20 protein-coding genes, 1 tRNA gene and 1 other RNA gene are annotated in these 24,863 nt (G+C 47.3%); 11 read left to right on the top strand and 11 right to left on the bottom strand.

The features are described 5' to 3' along the window. Positions 1-138 precede the first annotated feature (138 nt). The 4 genes from J2W69_RS18030 to J2W69_RS18015 form a co-directional block, all read right to left on the bottom strand. The gene (locus J2W69_RS18030; RefSeq protein WP_310281080.1) at positions 139-414 is read right to left on the bottom strand and encodes a hypothetical protein; all 276 of its coding nucleotides are present in this window, start codon (positions 412-414) and stop codon (positions 139-141) included. 352 nt (positions 415-766) lie between these two features. Then, positions 767-843 (bottom strand) — tRNA-Arg (locus J2W69_RS18025). A 190-nt stretch (positions 844-1,033) separates the two neighbouring features. Further along, positions 1,034-1,972 (bottom strand): ZIP family metal transporter, encoded by a 939-nt coding sequence (locus tag J2W69_RS18020; protein ID WP_310281078.1) that lies wholly within the window; start codon positions 1,970-1,972, stop codon positions 1,034-1,036. Between the two features lie 85 nt (positions 1,973-2,057). Further along, on the bottom strand, positions 2,058-3,272 hold the full coding sequence (locus J2W69_RS18015) for an MFS transporter (protein ID WP_310281076.1): 1,215 nt from the start codon (positions 3,270-3,272) through the stop codon (positions 2,058-2,060). 145 nt (positions 3,273-3,417) lie between these two features. Here J2W69_RS18015 and J2W69_RS18010 point away from each other — a divergent pair, with 145 nt between their 5' ends. Both J2W69_RS18010 and pgmB read left to right on the top strand, forming a co-directional pair. Then, positions 3,418-5,775: a glycoside hydrolase family 65 protein gene (locus J2W69_RS18010; protein ID WP_310281074.1), complete on the top strand. Its 2,358-nt coding sequence runs from the start codon at positions 3,418-3,420 to the stop codon at positions 5,773-5,775. Continuing rightward, complete coding sequence (pgmB, locus tag J2W69_RS18005) at positions 5,772-6,425, top strand: beta-phosphoglucomutase (protein ID WP_310281072.1); 654 nt, start codon at positions 5,772-5,774, stop codon at positions 6,423-6,425. The genes J2W69_RS18010 and pgmB overlap by 4 nt, the downstream gene beginning before the upstream one ends. An 11-nt stretch (positions 6,426-6,436) precedes the next feature. On the opposite strand, the gene J2W69_RS18000 is transcribed toward pgmB, so the two are convergent. Then, entirely contained in the window at positions 6,437-7,462 is a 1,026-nt protein-coding gene (locus J2W69_RS18000) for a LacI family DNA-binding transcriptional regulator (protein WP_310281070.1), read from the bottom strand. Positions 7,463-7,707: 245 nt separating this feature from the next. Between J2W69_RS18000 and J2W69_RS17995 the strand changes: the two genes are divergently transcribed. Then, a complete protein-coding gene (locus J2W69_RS17995) occupies positions 7,708-9,996 on the top strand; it encodes a TonB-dependent receptor (RefSeq protein WP_310281068.1) in 2,289 nt (762 codons plus the stop codon). A 313-nt stretch (positions 9,997-10,309) separates the two neighbouring features. Here the strand turns inward: J2W69_RS17995 and J2W69_RS17990 are convergent, their stop codons facing one another. Next, on the bottom strand, positions 10,310-10,825 hold the full coding sequence (locus J2W69_RS17990) for an aldolase/citrate lyase/malate synthase family protein (RefSeq protein ID WP_310281066.1): 516 nt from the start codon (positions 10,823-10,825) through the stop codon (positions 10,310-10,312). Positions 10,826-10,970: 145 nt separating this feature from the next. Between J2W69_RS17990 and J2W69_RS17985 the strand changes: the two genes are divergently transcribed. Next, entirely contained in the window at positions 10,971-12,479 is a 1,509-nt protein-coding gene (locus J2W69_RS17985; protein ID WP_310281063.1) for a DUF3612 domain-containing protein, read from the top strand. 39 nt (positions 12,480-12,518) lie between these two features. Here the strand turns inward: J2W69_RS17985 and pyrC are convergent, their stop codons facing one another. Beyond that, positions 12,519-13,559 carry a dihydroorotase gene (gene pyrC, locus J2W69_RS17980; RefSeq protein ID WP_310281061.1) on the bottom strand — a complete coding sequence of 347 codons (1,041 nt, stop codon included), beginning with the start codon at positions 13,557-13,559 and terminating at the stop codon, positions 12,519-12,521. A 187-nt stretch (positions 13,560-13,746) separates the two neighbouring features. Between pyrC and J2W69_RS17975 the strand changes: the two genes are divergently transcribed. Both J2W69_RS17975 and J2W69_RS17970 read left to right on the top strand, forming a co-directional pair. Then, complete coding sequence (locus J2W69_RS17975; RefSeq protein ID WP_310281059.1) at positions 13,747-15,687, top strand: ATP-binding protein; 1,941 nt, start codon at positions 13,747-13,749, stop codon at positions 15,685-15,687. 8 nt (positions 15,688-15,695) lie between these two features. Then, positions 15,696-16,373 (top strand): DUF599 domain-containing protein, encoded by a 678-nt coding sequence (locus tag J2W69_RS17970; protein ID WP_310281057.1) that lies wholly within the window; start codon positions 15,696-15,698, stop codon positions 16,371-16,373. Between the two features lie 41 nt (positions 16,374-16,414). Here J2W69_RS17970 and dolP read toward each other — a convergent pair whose 3' ends face one another. The 4 genes from dolP to J2W69_RS17950 are packed head-to-tail and all read right to left on the bottom strand — an operon-like array spanning position 16,415 to position 19,802. Next, positions 16,415-16,981, bottom strand: coding sequence for a division/outer membrane stress-associated lipid-binding lipoprotein (gene dolP / locus J2W69_RS17965; protein WP_310281054.1), 567 nt, complete (start codon positions 16,979-16,981; stop codon positions 16,415-16,417). Then, entirely contained in the window at positions 16,981-17,568 is a 588-nt protein-coding gene (locus J2W69_RS17960; protein WP_310281052.1) for a D-sedoheptulose-7-phosphate isomerase, read from the bottom strand. The genes dolP and J2W69_RS17960 overlap by 1 nt, the downstream gene beginning before the upstream one ends. Beyond that, complete coding sequence (locus J2W69_RS17955; RefSeq protein ID WP_310281050.1) at positions 17,568-17,927, bottom strand: YraN family protein; 360 nt, start codon at positions 17,925-17,927, stop codon at positions 17,568-17,570. Before J2W69_RS17955 ends, J2W69_RS17960 begins: the two co-directional genes overlap by 1 nt. Next, on the bottom strand, positions 17,928-19,802 hold the full coding sequence (locus J2W69_RS17950) for a penicillin-binding protein activator (protein ID WP_310281049.1): 1,875 nt from the start codon (positions 19,800-19,802) through the stop codon (positions 17,928-17,930). Positions 19,803-19,882: 80 nt separating this feature from the next. On the opposite strand from J2W69_RS17950, the gene rsmI reads away from it, so the two are divergent. From rsmI to J2W69_RS17925, 5 genes are all read left to right on the top strand, one after another. After that, positions 19,883-20,731, top strand: coding sequence for a 16S rRNA (cytidine(1402)-2'-O)-methyltransferase (gene rsmI / locus J2W69_RS17945; protein WP_310281047.1), 849 nt, complete (start codon positions 19,883-19,885; stop codon positions 20,729-20,731). Between the two features lie 61 nt (positions 20,732-20,792). Continuing rightward, positions 20,793-21,152, top strand: an RNA gene (gene rnpB / locus J2W69_RS17940) — RNase P RNA component class A. Between the two features lie 298 nt (positions 21,153-21,450). Continuing rightward, the gene (locus tag J2W69_RS17935) at positions 21,451-22,578 is read left to right on the top strand and encodes a glycosyltransferase (RefSeq protein WP_310281045.1); all 1,128 of its coding nucleotides are present in this window, start codon (positions 21,451-21,453) and stop codon (positions 22,576-22,578) included. Positions 22,579-22,678: 100 nt separating this feature from the next. Next, positions 22,679-24,022 carry a chromate efflux transporter gene (gene chrA / locus J2W69_RS17930; protein ID WP_310281043.1) on the top strand — a complete coding sequence of 448 codons (1,344 nt, stop codon included), beginning with the start codon at positions 22,679-22,681 and terminating at the stop codon, positions 24,020-24,022. Then, a complete protein-coding gene (locus tag J2W69_RS17925) occupies positions 24,022-24,648 on the top strand; it encodes a flavin reductase family protein (RefSeq protein WP_310281041.1) in 627 nt (208 codons plus the stop codon). Before chrA ends, J2W69_RS17925 begins: the two co-directional genes overlap by 1 nt. Positions 24,649-24,863: the final 215 nt, after the last annotated feature.

Below are 24,863 nucleotides of genomic sequence, written 5' to 3'. Positions count from 1 at the left end.
TCAACTGGATGTTTGATGTGGATGGAGCCCGGCGAAAATTGAACCGGGCGTATGGCAATTTAATCAGTCAGAATTAAGTGGAAAGAGCACTAGTTTTACTTCCCTTGACTGAAAATCGTATTTTAATCCTTGTGGAGTTCACTGTTTTAACCAGATTGCCTCGGCCAGTGCTTTGCCAAAACTAAATACCGCTCCAGCATCGCTAAGGCACTCAAGATGAGCTTCAAGGTCAGCCTCTTCAAAACCATCGCCAGCGTTCGTGGCTGCGTCGTAGGCATAATGCCCTGCTAATTGGTCACCATCTCTGAATTCTACTCCTCCAAAATATTCGATAGTCTCGCCTCGATTTGCAGCGTTCACTATTTCAACAACTTGCTTAATGGTCTGGGCATTTGTTATGGCGGGTGATAGCATTTTTCTTCTCGCTCTTCGGCCTAACGGGATTCTTTGAACTGCGGAGTTATAGGCAGGCCGAAGTAGTATGTCAAGCAGCCTAAAAGCAACTTACAGCAGTAAATTTTGTTGGCTAAATAATCGTTGGCTAGGGCAATACTCATTTCGGGGAGGCTCAAAAATCATCAGATTTCTTGCTTTGGCACAAACTTGACACAATTACGGCACAATGAGAATTTCTGGTTATTTACTCGAAATAGGGTAGGGTTCAAAGCGTGCTGAATAGGCAGTGTATGTCTTGGCTAATTTAAGAGGGCTATGTAGTGAAAAGTAGTTTAAGATTGTTTTTAAGTGTTTGATATTTATACGAAAATGGCCCACCCTGCAGGAGTCGAACCTGCGGCCTCTGCCTCCGGAGGGCAGCGCTCTATCCATCTGAGCTAAGGGTGGTTTACTAGATTTTTGACCGTTGCTCACGTCCTATGTTTTCCTCTCTACCCCTGCTTCCGGAGGGCGACGCTCTATCCAGCTGAGCTACGGGTGCACAACGGCGGCCATTTTATGGGGCTTTGTGGTTATTGTCCAGCCAGCATTTGGCCTAAATTCCATAGTCTGGTTTAACGGCATAAAATTTAACCAATCAACCTAAGGTAGTGTCTAACACCATCATCACTGCAAAGCCGACCATTAAGCCCAAAGTGGCTGCGGTTTGATGGCCGTTGCGATGGGTTTCGGGGATCACTTCGTGTGACACGACAAAAATCATAGCGCCTGCAGCTAAACCCAAACCTATGGGGTAAGCGATGGCAAAACCGCTGGATAAACCTACGCCTATTAAAGCCCCAATAGGTTCTAAAATACCGCTTGCTGCTGCAACAAAAACGGCAAAACCCGGTTTAAAACCTGCGGCGCGCAAGGATAAAGCCACAGCTAAGCCTTCGGGAATATCTTGCAGCGCTATGGCGGTGGTCAGTGGAATACCCACCGATAGATCACCATTGGCAAAACTAACACCTACTGCCATACCTTCGGGCAAGTTGTGCAGGGCTATAGCGAAGACAAATAACCAGATGCGGTCGCAAGCTTGAAAACCCGGGCCACAAGGGCCGGTTTTGTCGTGTTCGTGTGGCGTAAAAGCGTCAAGGCCCAGCATCAGCAATACGCCTAACGACATGCCAAAAACCACCACTAAAGCGCCTAAGGTGTCGCTTTGGAATAGCTCTGTGCCTGCTTCAAGACCTGGTAATAACAAGGAAAAAGCACTGGCCGCTAACATCATGCCTGCTGCTATACCTAATAAACTGTCTTCCATTGCTTGCGGCAAACTACGCAAAAACAAAGCGGGTAAAGCACCTAAAGTGGTGGCAACAAAACCTGCTGTGCCGCCCAGTAAAGCCATTTGTAAGTTGTCGGATGAAGGGGAGTTGGACAAGTGCACTATGCTCTGAGCCAGCAGCACCAATACGGCGAATAAACTTAAAGCTAAACCCACAGCGGCCAGTTTGTGTTCGCTGGCATGTTGTTTAAGTTCAAAGTACCAGGCTGGGTGTGCTGACAAGGGGTGAACCTGATCCGACATAACAGTTCCTTGGGAAATAAGTTGCTGTAAGTAGAACAAGTACCACCTTCAACTGCAATAGCGAAGCAGCCTGAACTGCGGCTTTTTATGCCGCAGGTTTTAGCTTATGAAAGCCATTGCTGCTTAAGATCAATAAAGCTAAAGGCAGCAACGTCAGGTAAAAGGCGGTTTGGCCACCTAAAGCGGCAAAGCTATGACCTGTGACTATAGAACCCGTAGTACCACCTAAAGCGGAAAACACTACTATAAGCCCTGTCATAGCGGCATGTTGTTGCTGCGGCAGGCTGGTTAAAATAGCCGAATTTAACATGGGGTAAATAGGTGCCATAAAAAAGCCAATTAAAGGCAGCAGGTAAGCAGCCAAAGGCGCAGTCCAGATAGTGACGTCCGGATCAGGCTGGATTTCGTGGGTTAAAGGCAAGGTTAACAACACTAAAGCTGCCATCGCCAGCAAGCAGATGTTGCAGAGGATGTGCCAGGGAATAAAACGTAAGATAAAACCTGCAGATAAGCGCCCGGCAGCCAAAGAAGCGGCAAAAATACTGGTGATTTGCACACTCAACTGACTGGGTAAATGCAGCACTTCGTTATTAAAAGTAGGCAACCAACTGCCAATACCTTGTTCAATCAACACATATAAAAAGGCTGAAATGACAAACACAAACACCAGAGGTTTGGCTGTTAGTTTCAGCATGGCAATAAAGTCTTTTAAACCTGTGCTGTGTGGGTCCAGCTCTACAGCCGGGAATTCGGTAGAGCTGACTAACAACAACGCCAGCAGGCTTAATCCGGCCAGATACCAGTACACATCCAGCCAGCCGTGGCCTGAACCTTCTGTCATAAAGGCGGCGAAAAACCAATAGGCCGTCAGTACACCCAGCATAAAAAAGCCTTCGATAAAGTTCAGCACTGAAGCGTGTTCGGCTTTGCTTTTGGTGATTAAACCTAAAGTGGCATACACCGAGACTTTGGTCAGCGCAAAAGCCACACCTACACAGAAAAACAATAACTTACTGGTGTCAAAAGCAGGGAATAGCGGCATCAGCACCGAAGCGCCGGCTATCAGCACCAAGGAAAGTTGCAGTGCTTTTTTGTAACCCAGTTTAGGCAAAGCCGAAGCCACCAAAAATGACACTATGGCAATGGGCAGGTCTTTAAAACCTTCCAGTACGCTGGCGGCTTCTTTACTGACCTGAAAATTCTGGATCACCTGCAGTATCACTATGCCCACGCTGTTCAGCAGCATAGCGAAAATAAAATAGATCAGCAGCAAGGCTGCTTTGATGCGGATGTTATGCATAGATGTGCTCTTTTTAGTTTTTATTTCAGCTTTTATTGCTGATTTTTTACCCTGTCTGAAAATCATAATACAGCTATTGCAATCGATTGCAATACTTGTATTATTAGAAATAACAGCCAATTTAAATCAAGTGTAGGTAACCACAGTGACTCTATCCGCAGTAACCAGCCAAATGCTAAAGCATGCCCTTGAAATTGATGAGTGGCAGCTTCTCGATCAGCAGTTTGACCCACAACAGTTGATGTTAAAAGAAACCTTATTCAGCCTGGCTAATGGTTTTATTGGCAGCCGTGGCACCTATGAAGAAGGCTGCAGCGCGGGTGCCAGCTGTGAAGGCAGTTACTTAAACGGTGTCTACAGCTCTGAACCTATAGTCTATGGCGAGTCGGCTTATGGTTTTGCCAAAAACAACGACAAAATGCTGCAGGTGCCTGATGGCAAAAGCCTGCAATTGTCGCTGGACGGTGAATGGCTGGCGGTGTCGGCAGAGCAACCTGGCGAGCGTTGCTTAGATTTACGTACTGGTATCTTAAGTCGCGAGCAGTTATTTACCAGCGCTTCTGGCAAGCAGCTGAAACTGCAAAGCCGGCGTTTAGTTAGCTTTGACCGCCCTGAACTGATGGCGATTGAATGGACCATCACAGCGCTTAATTTCTCTGGTGCTGTGTTATTAAATTCCTGCCTGAATGGTCAGTACAAATCGGTATTTAAGCCAGACGATCCACGAGTGGGGGATATGGCGCTGGAAACCAGCCTGAAGCCGATGGCGCAGCAGGGCATTAAAAACAAAGCCGATTGCAGTTATTTGCTGCATCAGGTGCATGGCGCTGATTTTCAGCTGCTATCTGCTATTCAGCATCAGTTTGCGGATGATGTGCTTTTTATCGATCAGCAGGTGGAAGCCAATCTGTTGGCGCAACGCTTTGAACTGACGTTACAGCAAGATCAAGCTGTTACCTTCTGCAAATACATCAGTTATCAGGTGGCCTCTAAACAGGCTGAAACCCCTTTGCCAGCAGCGAAAAATGTTTTACAGCAAGCAGCAACAGATGGTTTTGCCGTACTTGCAGCTGAGCAACAGCAGTATCTGGCGGATTTTTGGTTGCAGTCGGATATTCAAATCAGTGACGACCCGGCGCTCCAGCAAGGTTTACGTTTTAACTTATTTAGTCTGGTGCAATCGGCTGGCCGTAATGGCGTCAGCAATATAGGCGCTAAAGGACTGACCGGGCCTGGTTACGATGGTCATTATTTCTGGGATACCGAAATTTATGTGATCCCCACTTTAAGTTTTTGTCAGCCAGACACTGCCCGTCAGTTGTTATTGCAGCGTTTTAGTCAGCTGGACCAAGCCAAAACCAGAGCCCGGCAAATGTCGCATGACAAAGGTGCTTTGTATCCATGGCGCACCATCAGCGGTGAGGAATGTTCAGCTTATTTCCCGGCAGGCACAGCTCAGTATCATATTAACGCCGCCATAGCTTATGCCATTCGAAGTTATGTATTAGCGACAGACGACTGGGCTTTTATGCAACAAGCCGGTGCTGAAATGCTGGTAGAAACTGTGCGTTTATGGCTGCAACTGGGCTTTTTCAGCCGGCAAAGTGGCCGCTTTGAAATTCACCTAGTGACCGGGCCTGATGAATACACGGCTTTGGTGAATAACAACTTCTACACCAACGCCATGGCGCAACTGCATCTAAGTTTTACGGCGGAGGTGCTGGCAACACTTGCTGCACAAAACCCGGATTTTTATCAGAGTTTTTGCCAAAGATTGGCTGTAACGCCAGCAGAAATACAGCAGTGGCAACAAGCAGCAGAACTGATGTATTTGCCTTATGACAATAAGCTGCAAATCAGTGCGCAGGACGATAGCTTTTTAAACAAAAAACCATGGGACTTTGCCGCCACACCAGCAGACAAATACCCGCTGTTGCTGCATTTCCACCCGCTGGTGATTTACCGTCATCAGGTGTTAAAACAAGCCGACTTAGTGCTGGCGATGTATTTACTCGACCAGCAATTCCCTCGTGATTTAAAAGCGCGCAATCTGGCCTATTACGAGCCGTTAACCACTCATGATTCCAGCTTAAGCAGCTGTATTCATTCAGTAGCTTTTGCTGAAACTGGTCAAACGGAAAAGGCTTATCAGTTTTTTGCCAATACAGCGCGGATGGATTTGGATAACTACCATCACAATACCGAATACGGTGTGCATATTGCCTGTATGGCTGGCAGCTGGTTGTCTGTGGTTTGTGGTTTTGCCGGTATGCGCAGCCGCCCTGAAGGCTTGTATTTTGAACCTAAGCTACCAGCAGCCTGGCCAGAATTGAAATTTAAACTTAATTACCGGGGCCGGGTGTTGCAAGTGCAGGTCAGTCAAACCCAGGCGAGTTATCAGTTGCTAAGCGGTGTCGATTTGACTTTGCAGCATCAGGCTGAGTCTTTTAGTTTAACCGCAGGCCAAAGCCAGCAGTTTGTATTGTCGGGAGTTTTATCATGATCCAGGCCTTTGTTTTTGATTTAGATGGTGTGCTGACGGATACCGCTGAATATCACTTTTTAGCCTGGCAACAACTGGCAACCCAACTCGGCATCGACTTTAGCCGTGAAGACAACGAGCTGCTGAAGGGCGTGGATCGTATGGGATCGCTGGAGCTTATTCTGAAGCTGGGCAAGGTGCAGCTTAGTCAGGATGAAAAGCTGAAGCTGGCGGCGCAAAAAAATACCGACTATTTAAAGCTGGTGGAAAGCATGTCGCCTGCTGATTTATTTCCCGGAGTATTGCCACTTTTTAGCAGTTTAAAAGCGGCTGGTATTAAAACAGCTTTGGCTTCGGCCAGTAAGAATGCTGCTTTGGTACTGCAAAAACTGGGTATTCCGGATTTATTTGATTATGTGGCCGACTCGAATTTTATTCAAAACGGCAAACCCGATCCGGAGATCTTTTTAACCTGCGCCAAAGCTTTAGGCATTGCGCCAGAGCGTTGTATTGGGGTGGAGGATGCACCTGCAGGTGTAACGGCTATTAAAGCTGCTGGTATGTACGCTTTGGGCATAGGCGAAGCCAGAGCTTTGGCTCAGGCCGACTTAGTGATCCCTGCTGTTTCAGCTATAAATCAGCCTTTGCTGACCAGACTGCTGACGATGTGAACTGGTTTAAATCAGCTTCTGGCCGAGCTTTGACGGGTAAGGAGGCGCACGGGTAGCAGTTCAGATTCTGCCTGTTCGCCGTCCATTTGCTGCAATAACTTATACACCAGTAATTTGCCACCATTGATGGTGTCTTGTTTGACTGTGGTCAAGGCTGGTGAGCAATAGGCCGACATTGCAATATCGTCAAAACCTGCAACAGCCAGCTGTTGTGGCACTTGTACGCCATGCTCTTGCAGGGCTTTCATCGCCCCTAAAGCAATGGCGTCGCTGGCGGCAAAAATACCATCCAGCTCTGGCAACAGCGGGAATAACTGCTGTTGGGTTTTTAAATAGCCATCCTGAGCGGTAAAGTCGGTGATCAGTTCGTAATCTGCATTTAAAGCAAGACCGGCTTTTTGCAACGCATCCTGATAACCCAGATAACGTTGTTCAATTTCGTTGTGGCGATAATCTCCGAGGAAAGCGATATGTTTGCAGCCCTGGGCGACTAAATGGCTGACCGCAGCTTCAGCACCGCTGCGGTTTTGACTGCCGACTACAGTAAAATTGTCATGACCAGAACTTGCGCCCCAGACCACAAAAGGAACCCGGCTGTGTGACAGTTGTTCAATACGCTGGTCGTGTTCGCCCTGACCTATGATGATTAAACCATCGGCTCTTTTGGCATCTATGTAATAAGTTTTCCAGTCTTTGTCTTTAGTTTTGCTGGTGCTCAGCAGCATGTCATAACCTTTGTGGGTTAACTCATCTGCTATTACACCTAAAATTTCCAGCAAAAATGGGTCGGAAATAGCTTGTTGGCTTTTGGCGTCAAATAAAATGATCACGGCTATGGTGTAGCTTTTTTGTGTACGTAAACTGCGGGCTGTAGGGTTTACATTAAACTGATACTGCTGAGCAATTTGCTGCACTTTTAAGCGGGTTTCTTTGTTCACCACAGGATTGTCGCGCAATGCTCTGGAAGCTGTAGATTCAGACACTTCAGCCAGTGCTGCAATGTCGGCCAGCGTCATCATTTTTTTACCTGAATTCACAACTGATTTTCCATATTCAACCGCAGTAACCTCTGCCGACTTGACTGATTATGACAAAAGGACCATTTCAAATCGAGCCCCTTCTGTGACCTGGTAAAACCCTAACACATAATCTTTTTGCAAACGATTGCAAAAGTTGTTGTTTCGTTATTGCAATCGATTGCAGTATGGATTATGTTTATTTAAGCAGCAATAAATACACTAGCGTCATAGCTGCGTAATCCAAGACAACGGGGAGAGATCAGATGAATTTACAGCTCACTAAGCTGGCGTCAGCCATGCTCGTTACCTTACTGCCAGTTACTATGGTGCAGGCTCAGCAGCAAAGCGAAGACACTCAAAAAGTTGCAGCGGCAAAAAAACCAGCAGAAGAAAGTCAGATTGAACAAATAGTTATTACAGGTAAAGCCAGTGGTATTGCCGGTTTACGTGTAGATGCCAGTTATGCCATCACGAACGTGTCGGCAGAAAATATTGAACGACTGAATCCAAAAAGCACGGCCGAGTTATTTACTCTGGTACCGGGTGTCTGGTCTGAAAGTTCAGGTGGTGTGGCAGGGGCTAACGTTTTTGTCCGTGGTTTTCCTGGTGGTGGTGATGCGCCATTTTTAACAGTACAAATGCAAGGGGTGCCAATTTTTCCACCTCCAACTTTGTCCTTTTTAGAAAACTCCTCGATGTTCCGTCTGGATGAAACCGTCGACTTTATGGAAGCGCTGCGTGGTGGTTCAACACCTGTTATTTCTAATGGTCAGCCGGGTTTAACCACCAACTTTATTTTAAAAGAAGGTTCGGAAGAAACTGAAGGTTTAGTCAAAGTATCCACCTCAGATTATGGTCTGCAACGGGTAGATGCCTTAATCAGCGGCGAATTGGCTGAGGATTTGTATTTTATGATGGGCGGTTATGTCAGCAGCTCACAAGGCATTCGGGATGCGGGTTTTAACTCGGAACAAGGCCATCAGTTTACGCTGAATATCACTAAAGATTTAGACAACGGCCGTATCAACTTCTATACCCGCCAGACTGATGATCATGGGGTATGGTATCTGCCAACGCCTTTAAATGTCGCAGGCGTGGACAATACCTATACCCAGATTGGTCCGAACAACAGACAAGCCACTATCGAATATGGCCCTAATGGCGAAAGCCGCAGTGTTGATTTTGGTGATGGCCGTGGCTGGAAAGGTTCTGTGTCGGGCGGCAGCGTAGATCTGGATCTAGAAAACGACTGGAAACTGCTGTATCGCTTTAACTATACCCAGGGCGATGCCAATACCTTAGGTTTAGTGCCGGAAGCAGGCGCAGTCACTTTAGGCACAGTGGCGGATAACGGTTTAAATGCCACAGGTGCTGCCACTGGTACTTTGTATGATGCCAATACCATGGTGCAGCAAATTGGCCGTTGGGTGGTGGAAAAAGAGCTGGATTCTTTCACCAATGATTTAGCTGTGACTAAAACTGCTGACAGCGCTAAATACACTGTAGGTGTGTATAGCACTGCGTTTTCTGTCAATGACTGGTGGTCTATTGGTAATCAGGCCTGGCATGTAGTGGAATCTGGTGGTGAAGCTTTGACGGGCATCAACTGTAACGATAATGACGACAGTTGCAGCTGGAACTACGACATAGATGCCGCTGGCGATGGCACAACCCGGGCTTTATACGCAGCAGTGGAAGTTGCATTAAACGAGCAATGGACAGTGGATCTGGGCCTGCGGAATGAAAACCACACTATTGATTACACAGTAGATGAAGGCTTAACTGGTCAGGTCAGCAAAGCTGTCAGTTATGACGAAAGTAAAATTGCCTGGACTGCCGGTGTGAACTGGATGTGGCAAAAAAATATGGGTGTATTTGCCCGTGTGAACAAAGGCAATAAAATGCCATTTTTTGACGATTTCCGCGATAACTACACGGCTTTTACCAGCGGTGAGAAGCTGATTAAAGAAGTGACTCAGTTTGAGTTGGGTTATAAATGGGCTGAACAAAATTACAGCTTCTACGCCACGTCATTCTATAACCAGGTGGAAGGCGACACTTTTGTCCGTCGTCCTGGCGATCCGGCTGAAGTGATGACCAACAGAGCTTATGGGGTAGAGCTGGACTTTAACTACTTCACCAGTGTAGGTTTTTCGCTGAATCTGAATTCGACTTTGCAAAAAACTGAAATCACTGAAAGCCCAACCAACGAAGGCAACAGAGCGCAGCGTCAGCCTAAATGGCAAGTGCGGTTAACCCCAAGTTATGGTTTTGAAGCCTTTGAAGATACCTTCGCTTCTGTGTACGGCACTGTATCTGCAGTCTCTGATCGTTACGCTGACAATGAAAATACTGTCACTTTGTCTGGTTACACTAAAGTGGATCTGGGTGTACAGCTGGAGTTAACAGAACAGTTAAAAACTCAGTTGTCGGTAGACAACCTGACAGATAAACAAGGTTTAACTGAAGGTGATCCACGTAACCCAACTTCACCAAACGGCCGTTATATTCTACCGCGTTCAGTGACTTTAAGTATGACTTATCAGTTCTGATTGAGATCCGTCCTTCCATGGACATCGTCGTAACAGGCTTCCGGCCTGCGCCAGAGGCGAAGGCGTGATAACGGCGAAATGCCAAACTGTTGGCATTTCGAAAGACCGCTATCACCCCGACAGTTACGACATACCGTCCTTCCATGGACATAAAAAAGGCCAGCAATTTGCTGGCCTTTTCTCCCCGTCGAACGTCTATCGTCCCCTGTTGTTTTTATTCTTTTTGCCGCTAACTTTTATTAGCTTTGGCAAATTATGCATACCCGTAATTTCTATTACTTTGGGTATAAAAAATCAACTGCGTTAGTTATATCTAATTTAAGCGGTAATCGCCACCATCTTTTGCACGAAAGCATGGACTATTTTGTGTGCTGGCCATACAAGGTTGGGCTTGAGCATTGCCACGGATCATGCTGAACCAGCCTGCCTGCTCACCTGTCAGTTGCAATTGAATGTCTTCAATACCTGCTTTGTCCAAAGCACCATGCGCTCCTTTGTGGCAAAACAATAATTCGACATGGCGTTCGCCATCTTTTAATAACAGCGCTTGTGGCTGCTCCGGATGGCCGCCAAAAGCGACAAACTGCGCCGGAGTTCTTAAACCACTGTTGCTGCCGTCGGCAAAAAACGCCAATACATGCTGGTAATACACCACATAACTGCAAACATCTTTGTGTGAGCCGCAGTCCAGTGGAAAAACTTTATCAAGGAAGGCTTTGGAGTAATCCATGATCTGACGGACATAACTCTGGTTCAGCCCGGCGATGTAGCTGATCTCTTCCCGGATATCATGGTCCTGGTGTGAGTTTTGGGTGGCTGTCATGTTCATGATTTTTGTCCTGTTGTTTGTTGCTTGTAATAAGTTCTTAAGGCTGTAGGGCCAATAAAGCAGCATTGATGTTGCTTGATATTTAGTCTATGTTAGTTTTCTGAATAATTTCACAATAAAAACTTCACAGTGTGAATTTTACAAAATGACAGCAAATAAAAGTTTACTCAGAAAGTCGCATTTCCTTGGTACTAAGATCAGAAACCTGAGAAAGCGCAATAACTTAACAATGGAAGACTTGTCGACCCGTTGCATCAGAGTGAATTCTGAGTACGCGCCGTCAGTGTCTTATTTATCAATGATTGAACGCGGAAAGCGGGTACCCAGCCTGGATATGCTGCAGGTCATTGCTGAAGTTTTTCAAAAAGAAGTCGAATGGTTTCTGGATGGCGAAGAGCAGCAACTGGATATCACACCACAAAAAGGCAGCAGGGGCGGCGTATCTGGTATGGCGCTGGAGCCGGGCTTTTTGTTTTCCAACGATATTCTGCAAATTGCGATCCCAGAGATGTTGTCACAAACCGGCATCAGTGGCCGTCAGTTTGCCCAGTTGCTGATCCGGGCGCATCAGGAGCATCATCAAAACCACTTCCCCGAGCTGGAAAGGGCTGCTGAAGAAGTGGGTCTGAAGCGTATGCCCTTGTCGGTGGAAGATTTAATGCAAATCTTACAGCAGCTTGGTTTGAAGCTTTGCTGGTTTGAGCAAACGCCCAAAGAAGTACTGGACGAGCTGGGCGTGTTGTCGAAAAACGTACCGACGTCGTATTTTTTACCTCCTGCCACTTTGCATTTAAATAAGTTGCTGCAGCAGTGGCCCACCCGGCTGAAGTACGAGCTGGCGGTGCATATTGGCCATGCGGTGCTGCATAACAAAGATGGCGTAAAAAGCGGCATGATGGTAGGTGGTGCTTTTGAATCTGTGCCGACGGACGACAGTGCTGTGGCGCCTCAGGATATTTTGCATGCCTGGCGTGATTTTGAATCGAGCTTTTTTGCTGGTGCTTTGTTGTGCCCTAAAATGCCGTTTCGCCAGTTGCTGGATAAACAAGGCTATGAAATCAGTTCACACCATTTAGCTGGTGTGTCGGCCTCTGTCGCTATGCGCCGTATGACGGCTGTGTCGCCTTACAGTCATTGGCATTATTTTGATGCCTATACACCGGGTAAGTTGAAGGCCGTATACCGTGGCAATGGTATTCCTTTGCCCTGGGGCAATATGCGGCAGGTGGAAGATCCATGTCAGCACTGGGCTGTGTTTCGTATGTTTGAAGCGGCTGAATCGGCACATTCTGCTCAGTTGTCTATTTTGGATGTGCAGGGACAGCCACGGATTTATTGTTGTGAGTCGACCAAAGTGTCGGATTTAGCGGGCAATGCCCATGTGCTTTGTGCCGGTATCGACTTAAATCCGGCTATTGAAGCTCAGGGCATGGATGTAGACACTATGGCGCAGGAGTTAAAACAGTTATGTCGTACTCAGGGTGGCTCTGCTGTAGTACCTAAAGCTATCAGGTCTACTTTAACGACTGTGTCGAATATTTTGAATATTAACTGGGTTGCCCGCAGTTTAGATAAACCAGCCCAGCTGATTTGCTCTCGTGGTAACCATTGCCCACGCGAACCGGGCTGTTATCAGCGCTGTTCCGCCAAATAATAAGCACAAAAAAGGGGCCAAACCGGCCCCTTGATACGCTTATAAACCTTGCTTCAACTGCCAGCTTAATTGCTGTTCAGCGAAAAACGGCACTATAGGGCTGCCATCAGGTAAGGTGATTTCCGCTGGTACTGTCCAGTCTTGTTTCACTAAGGTGATGGTACCGCTGTTGCGGGGCAGGTTGTAAAAGTCCGGGCCATAGTGGCTGGCGAACCCTTCTAATTTGTCTAAACAACCTAAATCTTCAAACACCTGAGCGTATAACTCAATGGCACTCCAGGCGCTGTAACAACCGGCGCAGCCACAAGCAGCTTCTTTACGATGTTTCGCGTGAGGGGCTGAATCTGTGCCTAAGAAAAATTTGGTATTGCCACTGGCAACCACAGCACGCAAGGCTTCCTGATGCGTGCGGCGTTTTAATACCGGCAGGCAGTAGTTATGCGGGCGCACGCCACCAACCAACATATCGTTGCGGTTCAGCAATAAATGTTGAGGGGTGATAGTGGCGGCAACACGCTCTGGTGCTGCTTTCACAAATTCAACAGCGTCCGCTGTGGTGATATGTTCAAACACCACTTTTAAGCCAGGGATGGTATCTATCAGCTGAGTTAAATGCTGATCGATAAAGACTTTTTCACGATCAAAAATATCGATATGACTGTCTGTCACTTCACCATGTACCAACAGCAGCATCTGCTGTTCGGCCATCACTTCCAGTACAGGATAAAGTTTGCTTAAGCTGCTGACACCAGAGTGAGAGTTTGTCGTAGCGCCTGCCGGATACAATTTAGCGGCGACTACACCTGCGGCTTTGGCGGCTTTGATGTCTTCAGCTGACGTTTGGTCTGTTAAATACAACACCATCAGAGGTTCAAAGCTGCTGCCTGTTGGACGGGCGGCCAGAATACGTTCTTTGTAAGCTAAAGCTTCTGCAGCATTAGTGACAGGAGGAACAAGATTGGGCATTACGATAGCGCGCTTAAAACAACGGGCAGTGGCTGCCACAGTTTCTTTTAGCATATCGCCATCGCGAAAATGTAAGTGCCAGTCGTCCGGGGTTTGCAGAATTAATTCAGTCACAGCGCTCTCCTCTACTGATGCAGTGTCATGCCGTCAGGGCGTCGCAGTTTAACACGGCTGGGCGGGATACTCAGTAAGCGGATCAACTTTTATTCTGTTGCACTCTGTGATGGGGGCATAGAGTAATAGCTGCTGTATAGGTTATAGTCACTGGCGATACCAGAAGATGTTCAACAGGTTATGAACCATGGAACAGAGCAATGTGTTAAAACAACAATCTCACTGGCTGTTGCCCTGGCAATGGTTAGTACCGTTTTTATGTTTATGTTGTGCCGCAATTATTACCGAGTATCAGGCCAGACAACTGGTGGAGCAGCGGCAGAATCAGGCGTTGCAACAATTGGTCGGCTTATCAGGGCAGCTGCGTTCTTTTGTCGAATCCGAATTAAACCCCTCTTTGTATATGAGCCTGGGTCTGGCGTCTCATATACGCGCCAGTGACGGCAAGCTGGCCGAAAAAGAAATGTTATTTTTGCTGCACAGTTTGCTGGAGCAGGGCAAACATATCCGCAATATAGGTCTGGCGCCGGACAATGTGTTGACGCTGATTTATCCGGTGCAGGGCAATGAAAGGGCTTTGGGCCTGAACTACCAGAATTTGCCACAACAATGGCCTGACATTAAACAACTGATAGATGACAAAGAACCCAGGTTAGTTGGCCCTGTCGCTCTTGTTCAGGGCGGGGATGGTTACGTCTACCGGCTGCCGTTATTTCTGAACGATGGCCGTTACTGGGGCATTATCAGCACAGTACTGGATTTAACTACTTTTAATCAGATGCTGTTGCAGCAAGCCAACAGTTATCAGGTGCAGGTCGGGATCAGGGAAAAAGGCGCAGGCTCTGGTCAGGTGTTGTTTGGTTATTCGCATTTATTCAATGACGAAGCCTTGATCCTGGATTTAAATATCAAAGGCGCAGACTGGCAAATTGCTGTGCGTTTTATGGAGGAAGCTACAGGCTGGGGCTTGTGGCAATGGCGTCTAGCCGGAGCATCTTTGTCTGTTGTGTTTTGTCTGATGCTGGCCTGGCTGCTTTATTCTTACCGGCGCAGCGCCTTATTTGCCGATGCCTTGCAAGACAATGAAATCTACTCACGCCGTATTATGGACAGTGTGCTGGATGTGATAGTCACCACAGATCCGGATGGTACTATAGAGCGGGTGAACAGCGCTGTCAGTACTGTATTTGGTTACTTGCCGGCTCAGTTAGCGGGGCGGCCTTTTAGTATACTTTTGGCTTCGGGTCAGGCGGATATATTAGCCACTGTGGATCCTGGGGACGGCACTGCAATAGAATTGCTGGGAGCGCGCCATACAGGTGAAGTTTTTGCGATGGATTTATCACGCAACAGCACAGAGCATCAAGGCCAGGCGCGCCATGTCTGGCTTATTCGTGATATCTCAGCGCGGAAAAAGGTAGAGCAGTTAAAAAATGATTTTGTTTCTACTGTCAGTCACGAACTGCGTACACCCCTCACTGCGATCAGCGGCGCTTTAGGTTTGGCTGTGGGTGGTGCTTTGGGTGAGCTGAACGATAAGCAGCAACATATGTTGATGCTGGCGCAGCAAAACAGTCAGAGGTTAGGTAAACTGATCAACGATTTACTGGATATAGAAAAGCTGGCCGTGAATAAAATGCAGTTTAAGTTAAGGCTCTGGCCTTTGGCTGAATTGCTCAGACAAGCGATAGACTTGAACCAGCCCTTAGCCTTGCAGCGTCAGGTGACGCTTGAATTGTTTTCTGCTGAGCAGGATGATTTATGGGTGGAAGTAGACGAAGTCAGAGTGCAACAAGTGATGGCCAACTTATTGGCGAATGCGATACGGCATTCACCTGTAGGCGCTTCGGTGCGGGTGACTATGGAGTTATACGCCAAAACAGTCAGGGTGTCTGTGATTGATCAGGGCCAGGGCGTGTCTGACAGCTTTGAACCCAGATTATTTGAGAAGTTTTCTCAGGCAGATTCATCCGATCGCAGGCAAGTGGCTGGCACAGGGTTAGGCCTGGCCATTTGCAAAGATCTGATCAAGGCCATGCGTGGTGAAATTGGTTATCAGCGCGCCGACACAGGTGGTGCTTGTTTTTATTTTAGGTTGCCACTGGCAACTGAATTGTCTCTGGAATAAGGTTTGTTATGCTGACTTTGCTTGATTTAGTAGCTGTAATTTGGTTTTTGTCGCTTTGGGTCGGGTACACAGTAGTGGCCAAACGCAAAGCGAAAACCTTGAGCTGTTTATCCTTTGAACTGCGCCGCAAGCGTAATGACTGGATGAAACAAATGCTGAACCGCGACAACAAAATGGCTGATGTAGCGCTGATTTCAACGCTGGAGCGTAATGTATCCTTTTTTGCGTCCAGTACCTTGCTGATTTTGGCGGGTTTATTAACGGCTTTGGCCTCAAGCGGCAGCATCAGCGAAGTCTTAAGTTACCTGACTCCATGGACAGCACAAAATAAAGAAACTGTGCAGGTGAAAATCTTATTTCTGGCAGTCATTTATGTTTTCGCTTTTTTCCAGTTTACCTGGTCATTACGCCAGTATGGCTTTGGTGGTGTGCTGATAGGTGCAGCACCAGATGGCCGCGAAATGACATCAGAAGAACAAGCCTTGTATGCCAACAGAACAGCGAAAGTGATCGATCAGGCGGGGCATTCATTTAACTATGGTTTGCGGTCAATTTACTTCTCGTTAGCCACTTTATCCTGGTTTCTTGACCCCAGATTATTTATGGCCACTTCTGTTTTAGTATTACTGATTATGAAACACCGTGAATTTCATTCGAAAGTGCTCAAAGCTTTGCAGGAATGCTGAATTGCTGGGGTCAGAGCTTAGGCTCTGACCCTGATATCTCACTAGTTTTTGTATTCAAAGGCTTTAATGACTCGAGCTACGCCGTCGACATTACGCGCCAGGTTGACGGCTCGGTCTGCTTCTTGCTGACTGACTAAACCCATTAAAAATACTTCACCGTTTTCCGTCACTACTTTGATATTTAAGCCACTGACGTTTTTATCTGCCAGAAATTTGCTTTTAATACGGGTCGTGAGCCAACTGTCTTTGCTGCCAGTGCCAAAACTGATTTCGCTGCCAACACGTAATTGGTTATGCACATCTTTCACGCCATCCACTCTGGACAGTTCAGCGGCCACTTCACGTACACGTTCATTCGGCACCTGGCCTGTTAACAGCACTATGCCGTTGTAACTGGTCATATTGATATTGCCTTTGTCCTTGGTTTCAGGGTTTTCACTCAATAAGCGAGTGACTTTAATTTGAATACTTTTATCGTCAATCTGACTACCCAAAGTGCGAGGGTCGCCCGCTGATTTGACAGCTGTAGCTCCGCCTGCCAGCACAGCTGCGGCACAACCTTGTAATAGCCAACTGGTCAGTAACACCAGCATTATTTTTTTCAACATCAGAGATCTCCTTGTTGCGGAAACAGAGTTATGTCGATGAGTTCACATAACGCATGCAGTAAAAAGGTATAACACTCAAATACCCGGGCCGGTCTGTGCGCTGGCACCTTCAATTCAGTATCCTGATTGCCCAGTAAACCAGACAATTCACCACTGTTATCTACAGTGAAAGCCACCACTGTCATATCTTTGGTTAAAGCCGCTTCAACGGCTTTAATCAGATTATGTTCTTCGCCCGTCATCGAAATCGCCACCAACACATCGCCGGTCTGGCCTAAAGCCCGGACCTGACGCGCTAGATGATCAGGGTTAACCTGATTGCCTGGTTGCAGGCTTGAGTTGTTGGTTGACAAGGCAAAAGCCGGTAAACAAGGCCGTTCTGCTTCAAACTGATCCAACAACAGCTGAGCAAAATGCGTGGCTAAAGCTGCAGACGCACCTTCACCACAACAAATCACTTTGCCACCATTGATCAGGCAGTTCACCAGACTGACGGCGGCGTTTTCGATAGGCGCAGACAAAGCTTCGCCTGTCGCTATCATGGTTTGAATATTTTCAGTAAAAAGTTGCCTGATATGGTCTTGCATTAGTTAGCTGTTCCTGCAAAAGCGTTTTTAATCCAGCGAATCTCTGCCGGCTGTTCGGTAATGGCCACTACATCAAAACGGCAATGCTGCTGGCCAGTACTTTGTGAATGTTGTAAATAGTACAAAGCTGTACGTGTCAATTTTTGCTGTTTGCTCAAAGTGACAGCTGCAGCAGCACCACCAAAGCTGTTGCTGCGCCTGAATTTTACTTCAACAAAAACCAGCCTTTGTTGCTCGCGCATCACTAAATCAATTTCACCAAAGCGACAACTGTAATTTTGCTGCACCAGTTGTAAACCTTGTTGCTCTAAAAACACTAAGGCTTGTTGTTCATAAAACTGCCCTGTGCTTTTGCTCATTCAGGGCGTCCGTGGGGTCAGCAAGCCATCCTTACTGTATTTGCCCCAGGTTAACTGTCGCTGAACCTGTCCACCTGCAGACAACGCCAGATTCCCCGTTAAGCCCTGATAACGCAGAGCCGGAAATTGTTGCTGCTGCTTTAAACGGTACACTAAGTGGTAGGCGTCGTAGCCCATAGCAAATAAACGTTGCAGAGTTTCATCCTGCTGTGGAAACAGCTGCTCAAACTGTTGACGGAATTCCAGTTGCTGACCCGTACTGAGCATCCAGGGCATTTCGGTAAAAGTTAAACCCAGTAAGTCGCGCCTATCGGTAAACTCAGCCGATTTCTGATGACTGCGCGAACTGGCATACACAGGCACTGTTGTTTTAGTTGGGGCCACTGACACGTCTATATAAGGTTTCAGTAAACGGGTTTGTGCCGGGTCGGCCAGCAAATAAATGGCATCTATATCCTGACGACTATGAGGTTCAGCTTTGACACTTTCCCCTGCCAGTTTGCTGATATCACGAATACGCTGTTCGCTGGCTGCTGTTTCCAGTAACTGCTTAATGGTGCTTTCCATGCCTGCTTGATCTGCAAACCAATAAGTTTCAGGTTCTTTACCTGCTATTTGTTTCCAGTCACGGCTGAACTGTTCGGCCATACGCTGACTGAGCGGGTTACGGGAAGCCATCAGTACAGGCTGTTTATAGTTTTTCTGTTTAAACAGCATCGCCATTTGATGAGCTTCATCTTCCACACTTAAGGAGAAATAAAACTTATCGGCAGCTTGTTGCACCAAATCGGTTTTACCATTTAAAAACAGCGTAGGGATGGTCCAGTCGGCTTGCTGTGAAATGGCATCCACTTGCTCTCTTAACAAAGGCCCAATCACAAAATCCACTTGTTCAGCGGCCAGTTGTTGCTGCAGTGCCGCAGTGTCTGTCTGGCTGTCGATAAAAATCAAACGGGCTTGCTGGTTGGCTGATGCAGCCAGAATGCCTTGTTGAATAGCCTCAGCGTGCTGGCGGAAGTTGCTGCTAAAAGGCAGCAGGACTGCAATAGTTTGAGGTGAAAAGGCGTCTACAGCACTTAATTGCTGAATTTCATCTGGTAATTGCTGCAGAGACGGCAGGTTTGGGTATTGCTGCTGCCAGTTGCTAATCGCCTGAGTTAAAGCCGCCCTGTTGCCCAAATGCTGTTGGTGTAACTGCAATAGCTGAGCCCAACCTTGAGTAGTGTTATCACCACTTTGGCTCAGGTTTTGTAATTGATCCGGCGTAAGCATACCCAACTGCTGCCACAAACCGCTTTGATACGCACTTTGCTTCGGTTGCAGTGCCAACAATTGCAAGTAGGTTTTAACGGCCTTGTCCGACTCTCTTCTGCTGCTCTGATACTGCGCCAGGCTTTGTAAATAAGAAGTTTTGTCTGCAGCTCTGAATGAGCTTAACGAATACTGACTGCTGAATTTCTGAATATCTTCATGATTATCAGCTGCGATCAGACCCTGAAAAAAAGGCAATAAATTGGCTTGCTGCACTTCAGCAGTGGCTTGTTGTGCCAGCACCCGGCTTATCGCTAAGGCTTGTTCAATTTCACCTTGTTGCAAATGCGCTTTGGCCGCTTCCAGTAACTGCCATTGCTGCTCTGAACCTTGTTGCTGGCCCGCCTGTTCAATAAAGTCGGCGCCGGACAAAGGCCTTTCGATTTTAACTATTTCCACCTCATCTTCAGCCTCAACGGCAGGCTGGACTACAGGCGTCCGTTTGACCGGAGCTGCCTGTTGTGGCGAGGAAGAACAACTGGCTAACGCTATGGCGCTGCCCAAAAGAATAAGTGGCTTCAGTTTGCTGGATTTCACAATGCACAGGTACAATGAAGGAAACATGCAGGTATCTTACTCAGTGCCGTGCCTAAGCTCAATGAATTCCAGCCAAAGTAATTCAAGTACAACGGAATAAGCGCCATATGACTGCACAAAGCGGAAATTTATACATAGTAGCCACGCCCATCGGCAATTTAGATGATATCAGTCAGCGCGCTATTAAAACCTTAAGCTCTGTCGCCTGGGTGGCGGCGGAAGATACAAGGCACAGTGGTAAGTTACTCAGCCACTTAGGTATTTCAGCCAAAATGCTGGCGCTGCATGATCACAACGAAAAGCAACGTGCTGCCACTTTATTGCAAAAATTGCAGGCAGGTGAAGATGTTGCTTTGATTTCTGATGCAGGCACACCGCTGATTAGCGATCCGGGTTACAGCCTGGTGCGTTTATGCCGGGATGCCGGTGTACGGGTAGTACCCATTCCTGGCCCTTGTGCCTTGATCAGTGCTTTATGTTGTGCTGGTTTACCTACAGATAAATTCCATTTTATTGGTTTTTTACCAGCCAAAAGCCAGCAACGTCAGAACGTGTTGAGCGCTATTCCGCAAGGTGTGGGCACCTTAATTTGTTATGAAACCGCCCGTCGTATCAAAGACTGCTTAGAAGATGTGGTAAAAATCTTTGGCGCCGAACGTGAGCTGGTACTGGCAAAAGAGCTGACAAAAACTTTTGAAAACTTTGTTTATGGCACAGCAGCAGAAATCACAGCCTGGCTGGATGAAGACCCTGCCCGTTGTCAGGGCGAAATGGTGCTGATGATAGCGCCGACTTTAGCCGCCGAAGAAGAAATTAACCCTGCCGCTCAGCAAACCTTAAAACTCTTAATGAGCGAATTACCACTAAAAAAAGCCGCAGCTTTAACCGCAGAAATTCACGGTGAAAAGAAAAACGCCTTGTATAAATTGGGCTTAAGTTGGGGGGCTGCGGACTAATTTTTTGGCTTTGGAATTAAAGCTGGGCGATTAAACCTTATTCCCCTATAATGCGCGCCGTGAGTTGGCCCAGACAATCGCTGCCTGCGTAAGCAGGGGGAGGAAAGTCCGGGCTCCATAGGGCAGAGTGCCAGGTAACGCCTGGGCGGTGCGAGCCGACGACTAGTGCAACAGAGAGCAAACCGCCGATGGCCCTTGCGCAAGCAGGGGATCAGGTAAGGGTGAAAGGGTGCGGTAAGAGCGCACCGCGCGGCTGGTAACAGTTCGTGGCACGGTAAACTCCACTCGGAGCAAGACCAAATAGGCCCCCTTTGGCGCGGCCCGCGTTGGGGGCGGGTAGGTTGCTTGAGGCGTGCGGTGACGTACGTCCTAGAGGAATGATTGTCCACGACAGAACCCGGCTTAACGGGCTAACTCACACCTTCTTTGTATCATGCCCTTTTTACCGGTTAAAGATCGGTAAGAAGTGGCTTGTCACTTTCACTACAGCATTTGCTACTGAATAAATTCCTTTTTTATAGCGGCTGCTTGTCCCTTCTATTTGATGTCATGTTTTATTTATGTTGATGTTTTGTATTTTATTTGTTTGAATTCGATCCTGTGTAAAACAGGGATAAATAAATGAATTCAAGGACATATAGAGTTCTCGTTTCAACTGATTTTTTCTCAAATTTTGAGTATGTAGCCTGTAGCGTTTCCCTTCTGGCAGGTAAAGCTCAATGAAAACCAATTATGTATTAATTATTTCCGGACAATTTCAGTATGGTGTGGCCAGTAATTTCTTGCAGGAGCTGGCCATTGAACTGGGTCGACTGAACTATGAAGTTTTGTGGTTTCCTTTATCTGCAGAACAAAGCCATGAACAGCATTTACTGCACTTGTATAACCTTATCGCAAATAAAAATATAAAGTTTATTTTCGGTATCAATGGTTTAGGTTTGGATTATGTGAGTTGTCTTGATGCACTGAATCAGTTGCCTTGTTTTAGCTGGTTGTTGGATCATCCGGTGCATCACTATCAGCGTTTTGCCGCACATAAAACCTGGCTCAAACTCTTATGTGTCGACCAAAGTCATGTGAACTGGCTAACCCGACTTGGTTTTGACGCTGAACAGTTTCTGCATGCTACAAAAGTACGCAGTCTGGCACCAAGGCCAGCAACAGACGTTGGGATTTTATTTCCTGCCAGCTACTTTGATGAAACTGCACAGATTTCAGCTTTGCACGCAGCGCACCCCAAATTACTTGAATTGCTGATGGACCCGGCAGTCGATAGTTTGCCGACCTTATTATCTGTACTTCGTTTTGGTGAAAAGGGCGGTGTACTAGAGGCTGATGCTAATACTCTGAATTTTTTGCGGCTGGCTGATCTGTTTTTACGTGGCCGAAACAGAAATCAGCTGGTACACGACTTTGCAGAAGCGGGTATTCAACTGGCTATTGCCGGGCGGGGCTGGAATGAGGTTGGAGCAAGCTCTCATTTGATATTACGTAGTATGACCTGGCAAGAGTTAAAGCAATTGTTTAGCCGTAGTCAGTTTGTTTTGCATGATCACCCTGGTTTCAGCGCCGGATTGCATGAGAGGCTGTTGACCTCACTGGCGGCTGGCACTGCTGTATTAACGCGGCACAATAGTTTTCTTGAGCAGCAATTCAGCCCTGCGGAGGGGGTATACGGTTTTCATCAGGCCTCAGAGTTATTGCAACTGGGATTGGATGAACACAAACCTGAGCAAATAGCTCAATCCGAAGCTTTGCTTCGTCATAGCTGGTCCTGCAGGGCCAACCAATTGCTACAACTGGTTGGAAAGGAGCATTCTGACTCTGCTGAGCTGGTGATGAGGTAAGTTGCAGACAGACACTTTGTTTGTATTCACTCAGGCAAGGTAGCAAGCTTCAGCTGAATTTTGTTAACCTCTGCCTGTTCTTTCCTTGCAATGAGCTGTTATGACGCCCACAAAGCCATCACCATCGATCAGTATCCCCTTTTGGCAAGCCTTCTGGTTTTGGCTAAAGCTGGGTTGTATCAGCTTTGGCGGGCCTGCAGGGCAGATCGCCCTGATGCATAACGAGCTGGTAGAAAAACGCCGTTGGATCAGTGAAGGCCGGTTTTTGCATGCGTTGAATTATTGCATGCTGTTGCCTGGTCCTGAGGCGCAGCAATTGGCCACTTATTTAGGCTGGCTGATGCATCGCACTCTGGGTGGAATCATAGCGGGTTTGTTATTTATTCTGCCGTCTTTGCTGTTGTTGGTGCTGCTGTCCTGGGGTTATCTGGTGTATGGCGAGCACCCATGGGTGGCTGCTTTGTTTTATGGCATTAAACCTGCGATAGCCGCCATAGTGCTGCATGCCGCCTGGCGTATCGGTGGGCGGGTGATGAAGCATCCGCTGCTGTGGGTTATAGCCGTTGCCGCTTTTGTAGCTATTTTTGCCTTCAAACTGCCTTTTCCGCTTATTGTCTTGTCTGCTGCTTTGATTGGTTTTATCGGCAGTAAAGTTGCGCCTGCAGTGTTTTCACAAGACAACCACAGCGCAACACAACAAAGTTATGGTCCGGCATTAATTGACGATACAACACCCACTCCTTCACATGCGTTATTTCGCTGGAGCCGCTTTGTGGTTGTGATGGCTTGCGGTTTAGTGCTTTGGATTGTGCCTATGCTGGCATTGACCCTGAGTTTGGGCTGGCAGCATCAACTGACCCAAATGAGCTGGTTTTTTACCAAAGCAGCCTTACTGACCTTTGGCGGAGCTTATGCAGTCCTGCCTTATGTCTATCAGGGCGCTGTCGATAAATTTGGCTGGCTAACTCCAGGCCAGATGATGGATGGCCTGGCTTTAGGGGAAACCACACCAGGTCCGCTGATTATGGTGGTGGTGTTTGTCGCTTTTGTTGGGGCTTATGTAGAGGCCAGCTTTGGGCCTGATTTGATGCTGCTGGCGGGAATTACAGCCGCGCTTCTGGTGAGCTGGTTTACCTTTTTACCTTCCTTTATTTTTATTCTTGCAGGCGGCCCGCTGGTGGAATCCACTCAAGGCAAGTTACAGCTCACTGCACCATTAACTGCAATTAGTGCTGCGGTCGTCGGGGTTATTGTTAATTTAGCGCTGTTTTTTGCCTACCATGTGGTGTGGCCAACTGGTTTTTCTGGGGCCATCGATTGGCAAGCAGTATGTATCACTGTACTGGCGGCTATTGCCTTGTTTGTAGCGAAGCAGGGGTTGATGCGGGTGATAGCGGGAGCTGCTGTGTTGGGGTTCATTTTATATTTTTGGAGTCTTTATTAATGTGGATTAATTTGCAGCAACTGGAGCCTTCAGCTGCTTATAAGCTGTTAACCAGCACTATTACCCCTCGTCCTATTGCCTGGGTATCGAGCTTGTCTGCGGACGGTGTATTGAACTTAGCACCTTTTAGCTTTTTTCAGATGGTGACAGATCAGCCACCCACTTTGATGATCTCCACCCAGCATAAAGCCGATGGCAGCCGCAAAGACACCAGCTTAAATATTGAAGCCACTCATGATTTTGTCGTGAATCTGGTGCCTTATGCATTGGCGAATGAAATGAATATCAGTGCGGCTGCTGTACCTGCTGATCAAAGTGAATTTGAACTTGCCAGCCTTGAACAGGCCGCGTCCAGTCAAATCAAAGTGCCGCGGGTGGCTTTGGCTCCTGTGGCTTTGGAATGCCGGCTGGCAAAGTTGCAACCTTACCCACCTGAAAATCCAAGCTGCGAAGTGATTTTTGCACAAGTGCTGGCTCTGTATATCAATCCTTCGTTATTGGATGCCAATGGCATGCCTGATCCTCAGAAAATGGATTTAATCAGTCGTATTGGTGGTTCAGGGTACAGCAGGGTAGCAGCTGATATTTTTCAGTTAGCCCGACCCGCTTCTGCAGTGCGTCGCTGATTTCCCTGTTTTGAGCCCTGGAGCTCTAATCACTGCCAGGGCTTTTTCATCTCTGTTGTAAGTGCTTGCTTACTCTGAGGAGTTTTATTTTATTGGCTGTGTCTCATAGTTAACCGCGTATTGTTCTGCTTTTTTTGTCTTAATCCGAAACTGAGAAGCTTTTGCAGTTATTATCGTTTATAGCCAGCGCTTCTGGAGTCCTTTGGTGGTATGTC

The sequence above is a fragment of the Rheinheimera soli genome, assembly GCF_031457405.1.
Classification (GTDB): domain Bacteria; phylum Pseudomonadota; class Gammaproteobacteria; order Enterobacterales; family Alteromonadaceae; genus Pararheinheimera; species Pararheinheimera soli_A.
This window is presented reverse-complemented; position numbering and strand designations above follow the sequence as displayed.

What these genes read in the sequence shown, in the direction of transcription:
- J2W69_RS18030 (WP_310281080.1), bottom strand. Translation starts at nt 414, where the DNA reads ATGCTATCACCCGCCATAACAAATGCCCAGACCATTAAGCAAGTTGTT.
- J2W69_RS18020 (WP_310281078.1), bottom strand. Translation starts at nt 1,972, where the DNA reads ATGTCGGATCAGGTTCACCCCTTGTCAGCACACCCAGCCTGGTACTTT.
- J2W69_RS18015 (WP_310281076.1), bottom strand. Translation starts at nt 3,272, where the DNA reads ATGCATAACATCCGCATCAAAGCAGCCTTGCTGCTGATCTATTTTATT.
- pgmB (WP_310281072.1), top strand. Translation starts at nt 5,772, where the DNA reads ATGATCCAGGCCTTTGTTTTTGATTTAGATGGTGTGCTGACGGATACC.
- J2W69_RS17995 (WP_310281068.1), top strand. Translation starts at nt 7,708, where the DNA reads ATGAATTTACAGCTCACTAAGCTGGCGTCAGCCATGCTCGTTACCTTA.
- J2W69_RS17990 (WP_310281066.1), bottom strand. Translation starts at nt 10,825, where the DNA reads ATGAACATGACAGCCACCCAAAACTCACACCAGGACCATGATATCCGG.
- J2W69_RS17985 (WP_310281063.1), top strand. Translation starts at nt 10,971, where the DNA reads ATGACAGCAAATAAAAGTTTACTCAGAAAGTCGCATTTCCTTGGTACT.
- J2W69_RS17975 (WP_310281059.1), top strand. Translation starts at nt 13,747, where the DNA reads ATGGAACAGAGCAATGTGTTAAAACAACAATCTCACTGGCTGTTGCCC.
- J2W69_RS17970 (WP_310281057.1), top strand. Translation starts at nt 15,696, where the DNA reads ATGCTGACTTTGCTTGATTTAGTAGCTGTAATTTGGTTTTTGTCGCTT.
- dolP (WP_310281054.1), bottom strand. Translation starts at nt 16,981, where the DNA reads ATGTTGAAAAAAATAATGCTGGTGTTACTGACCAGTTGGCTATTACAA.
- J2W69_RS17960 (WP_310281052.1), bottom strand. Translation starts at nt 17,568, where the DNA reads ATGCAAGACCATATCAGGCAACTTTTTACTGAAAATATTCAAACCATG.
- J2W69_RS17955 (WP_310281050.1), bottom strand. Translation starts at nt 17,927, where the DNA reads ATGAGCAAAAGCACAGGGCAGTTTTATGAACAACAAGCCTTAGTGTTT.
- J2W69_RS17950 (WP_310281049.1), bottom strand. Translation starts at nt 19,802, where the DNA reads ATGTTTCCTTCATTGTACCTGTGCATTGTGAAATCCAGCAAACTGAAG.
- rsmI (WP_310281047.1), top strand. Translation starts at nt 19,883, where the DNA reads ATGACTGCACAAAGCGGAAATTTATACATAGTAGCCACGCCCATCGGC.
- J2W69_RS17935 (WP_310281045.1), top strand. Translation starts at nt 21,451, where the DNA reads ATGAAAACCAATTATGTATTAATTATTTCCGGACAATTTCAGTATGGT.
- chrA (WP_310281043.1), top strand. Translation starts at nt 22,679, where the DNA reads ATGACGCCCACAAAGCCATCACCATCGATCAGTATCCCCTTTTGGCAA.
- J2W69_RS17925 (WP_310281041.1), top strand. Translation starts at nt 24,022, where the DNA reads ATGTGGATTAATTTGCAGCAACTGGAGCCTTCAGCTGCTTATAAGCTG.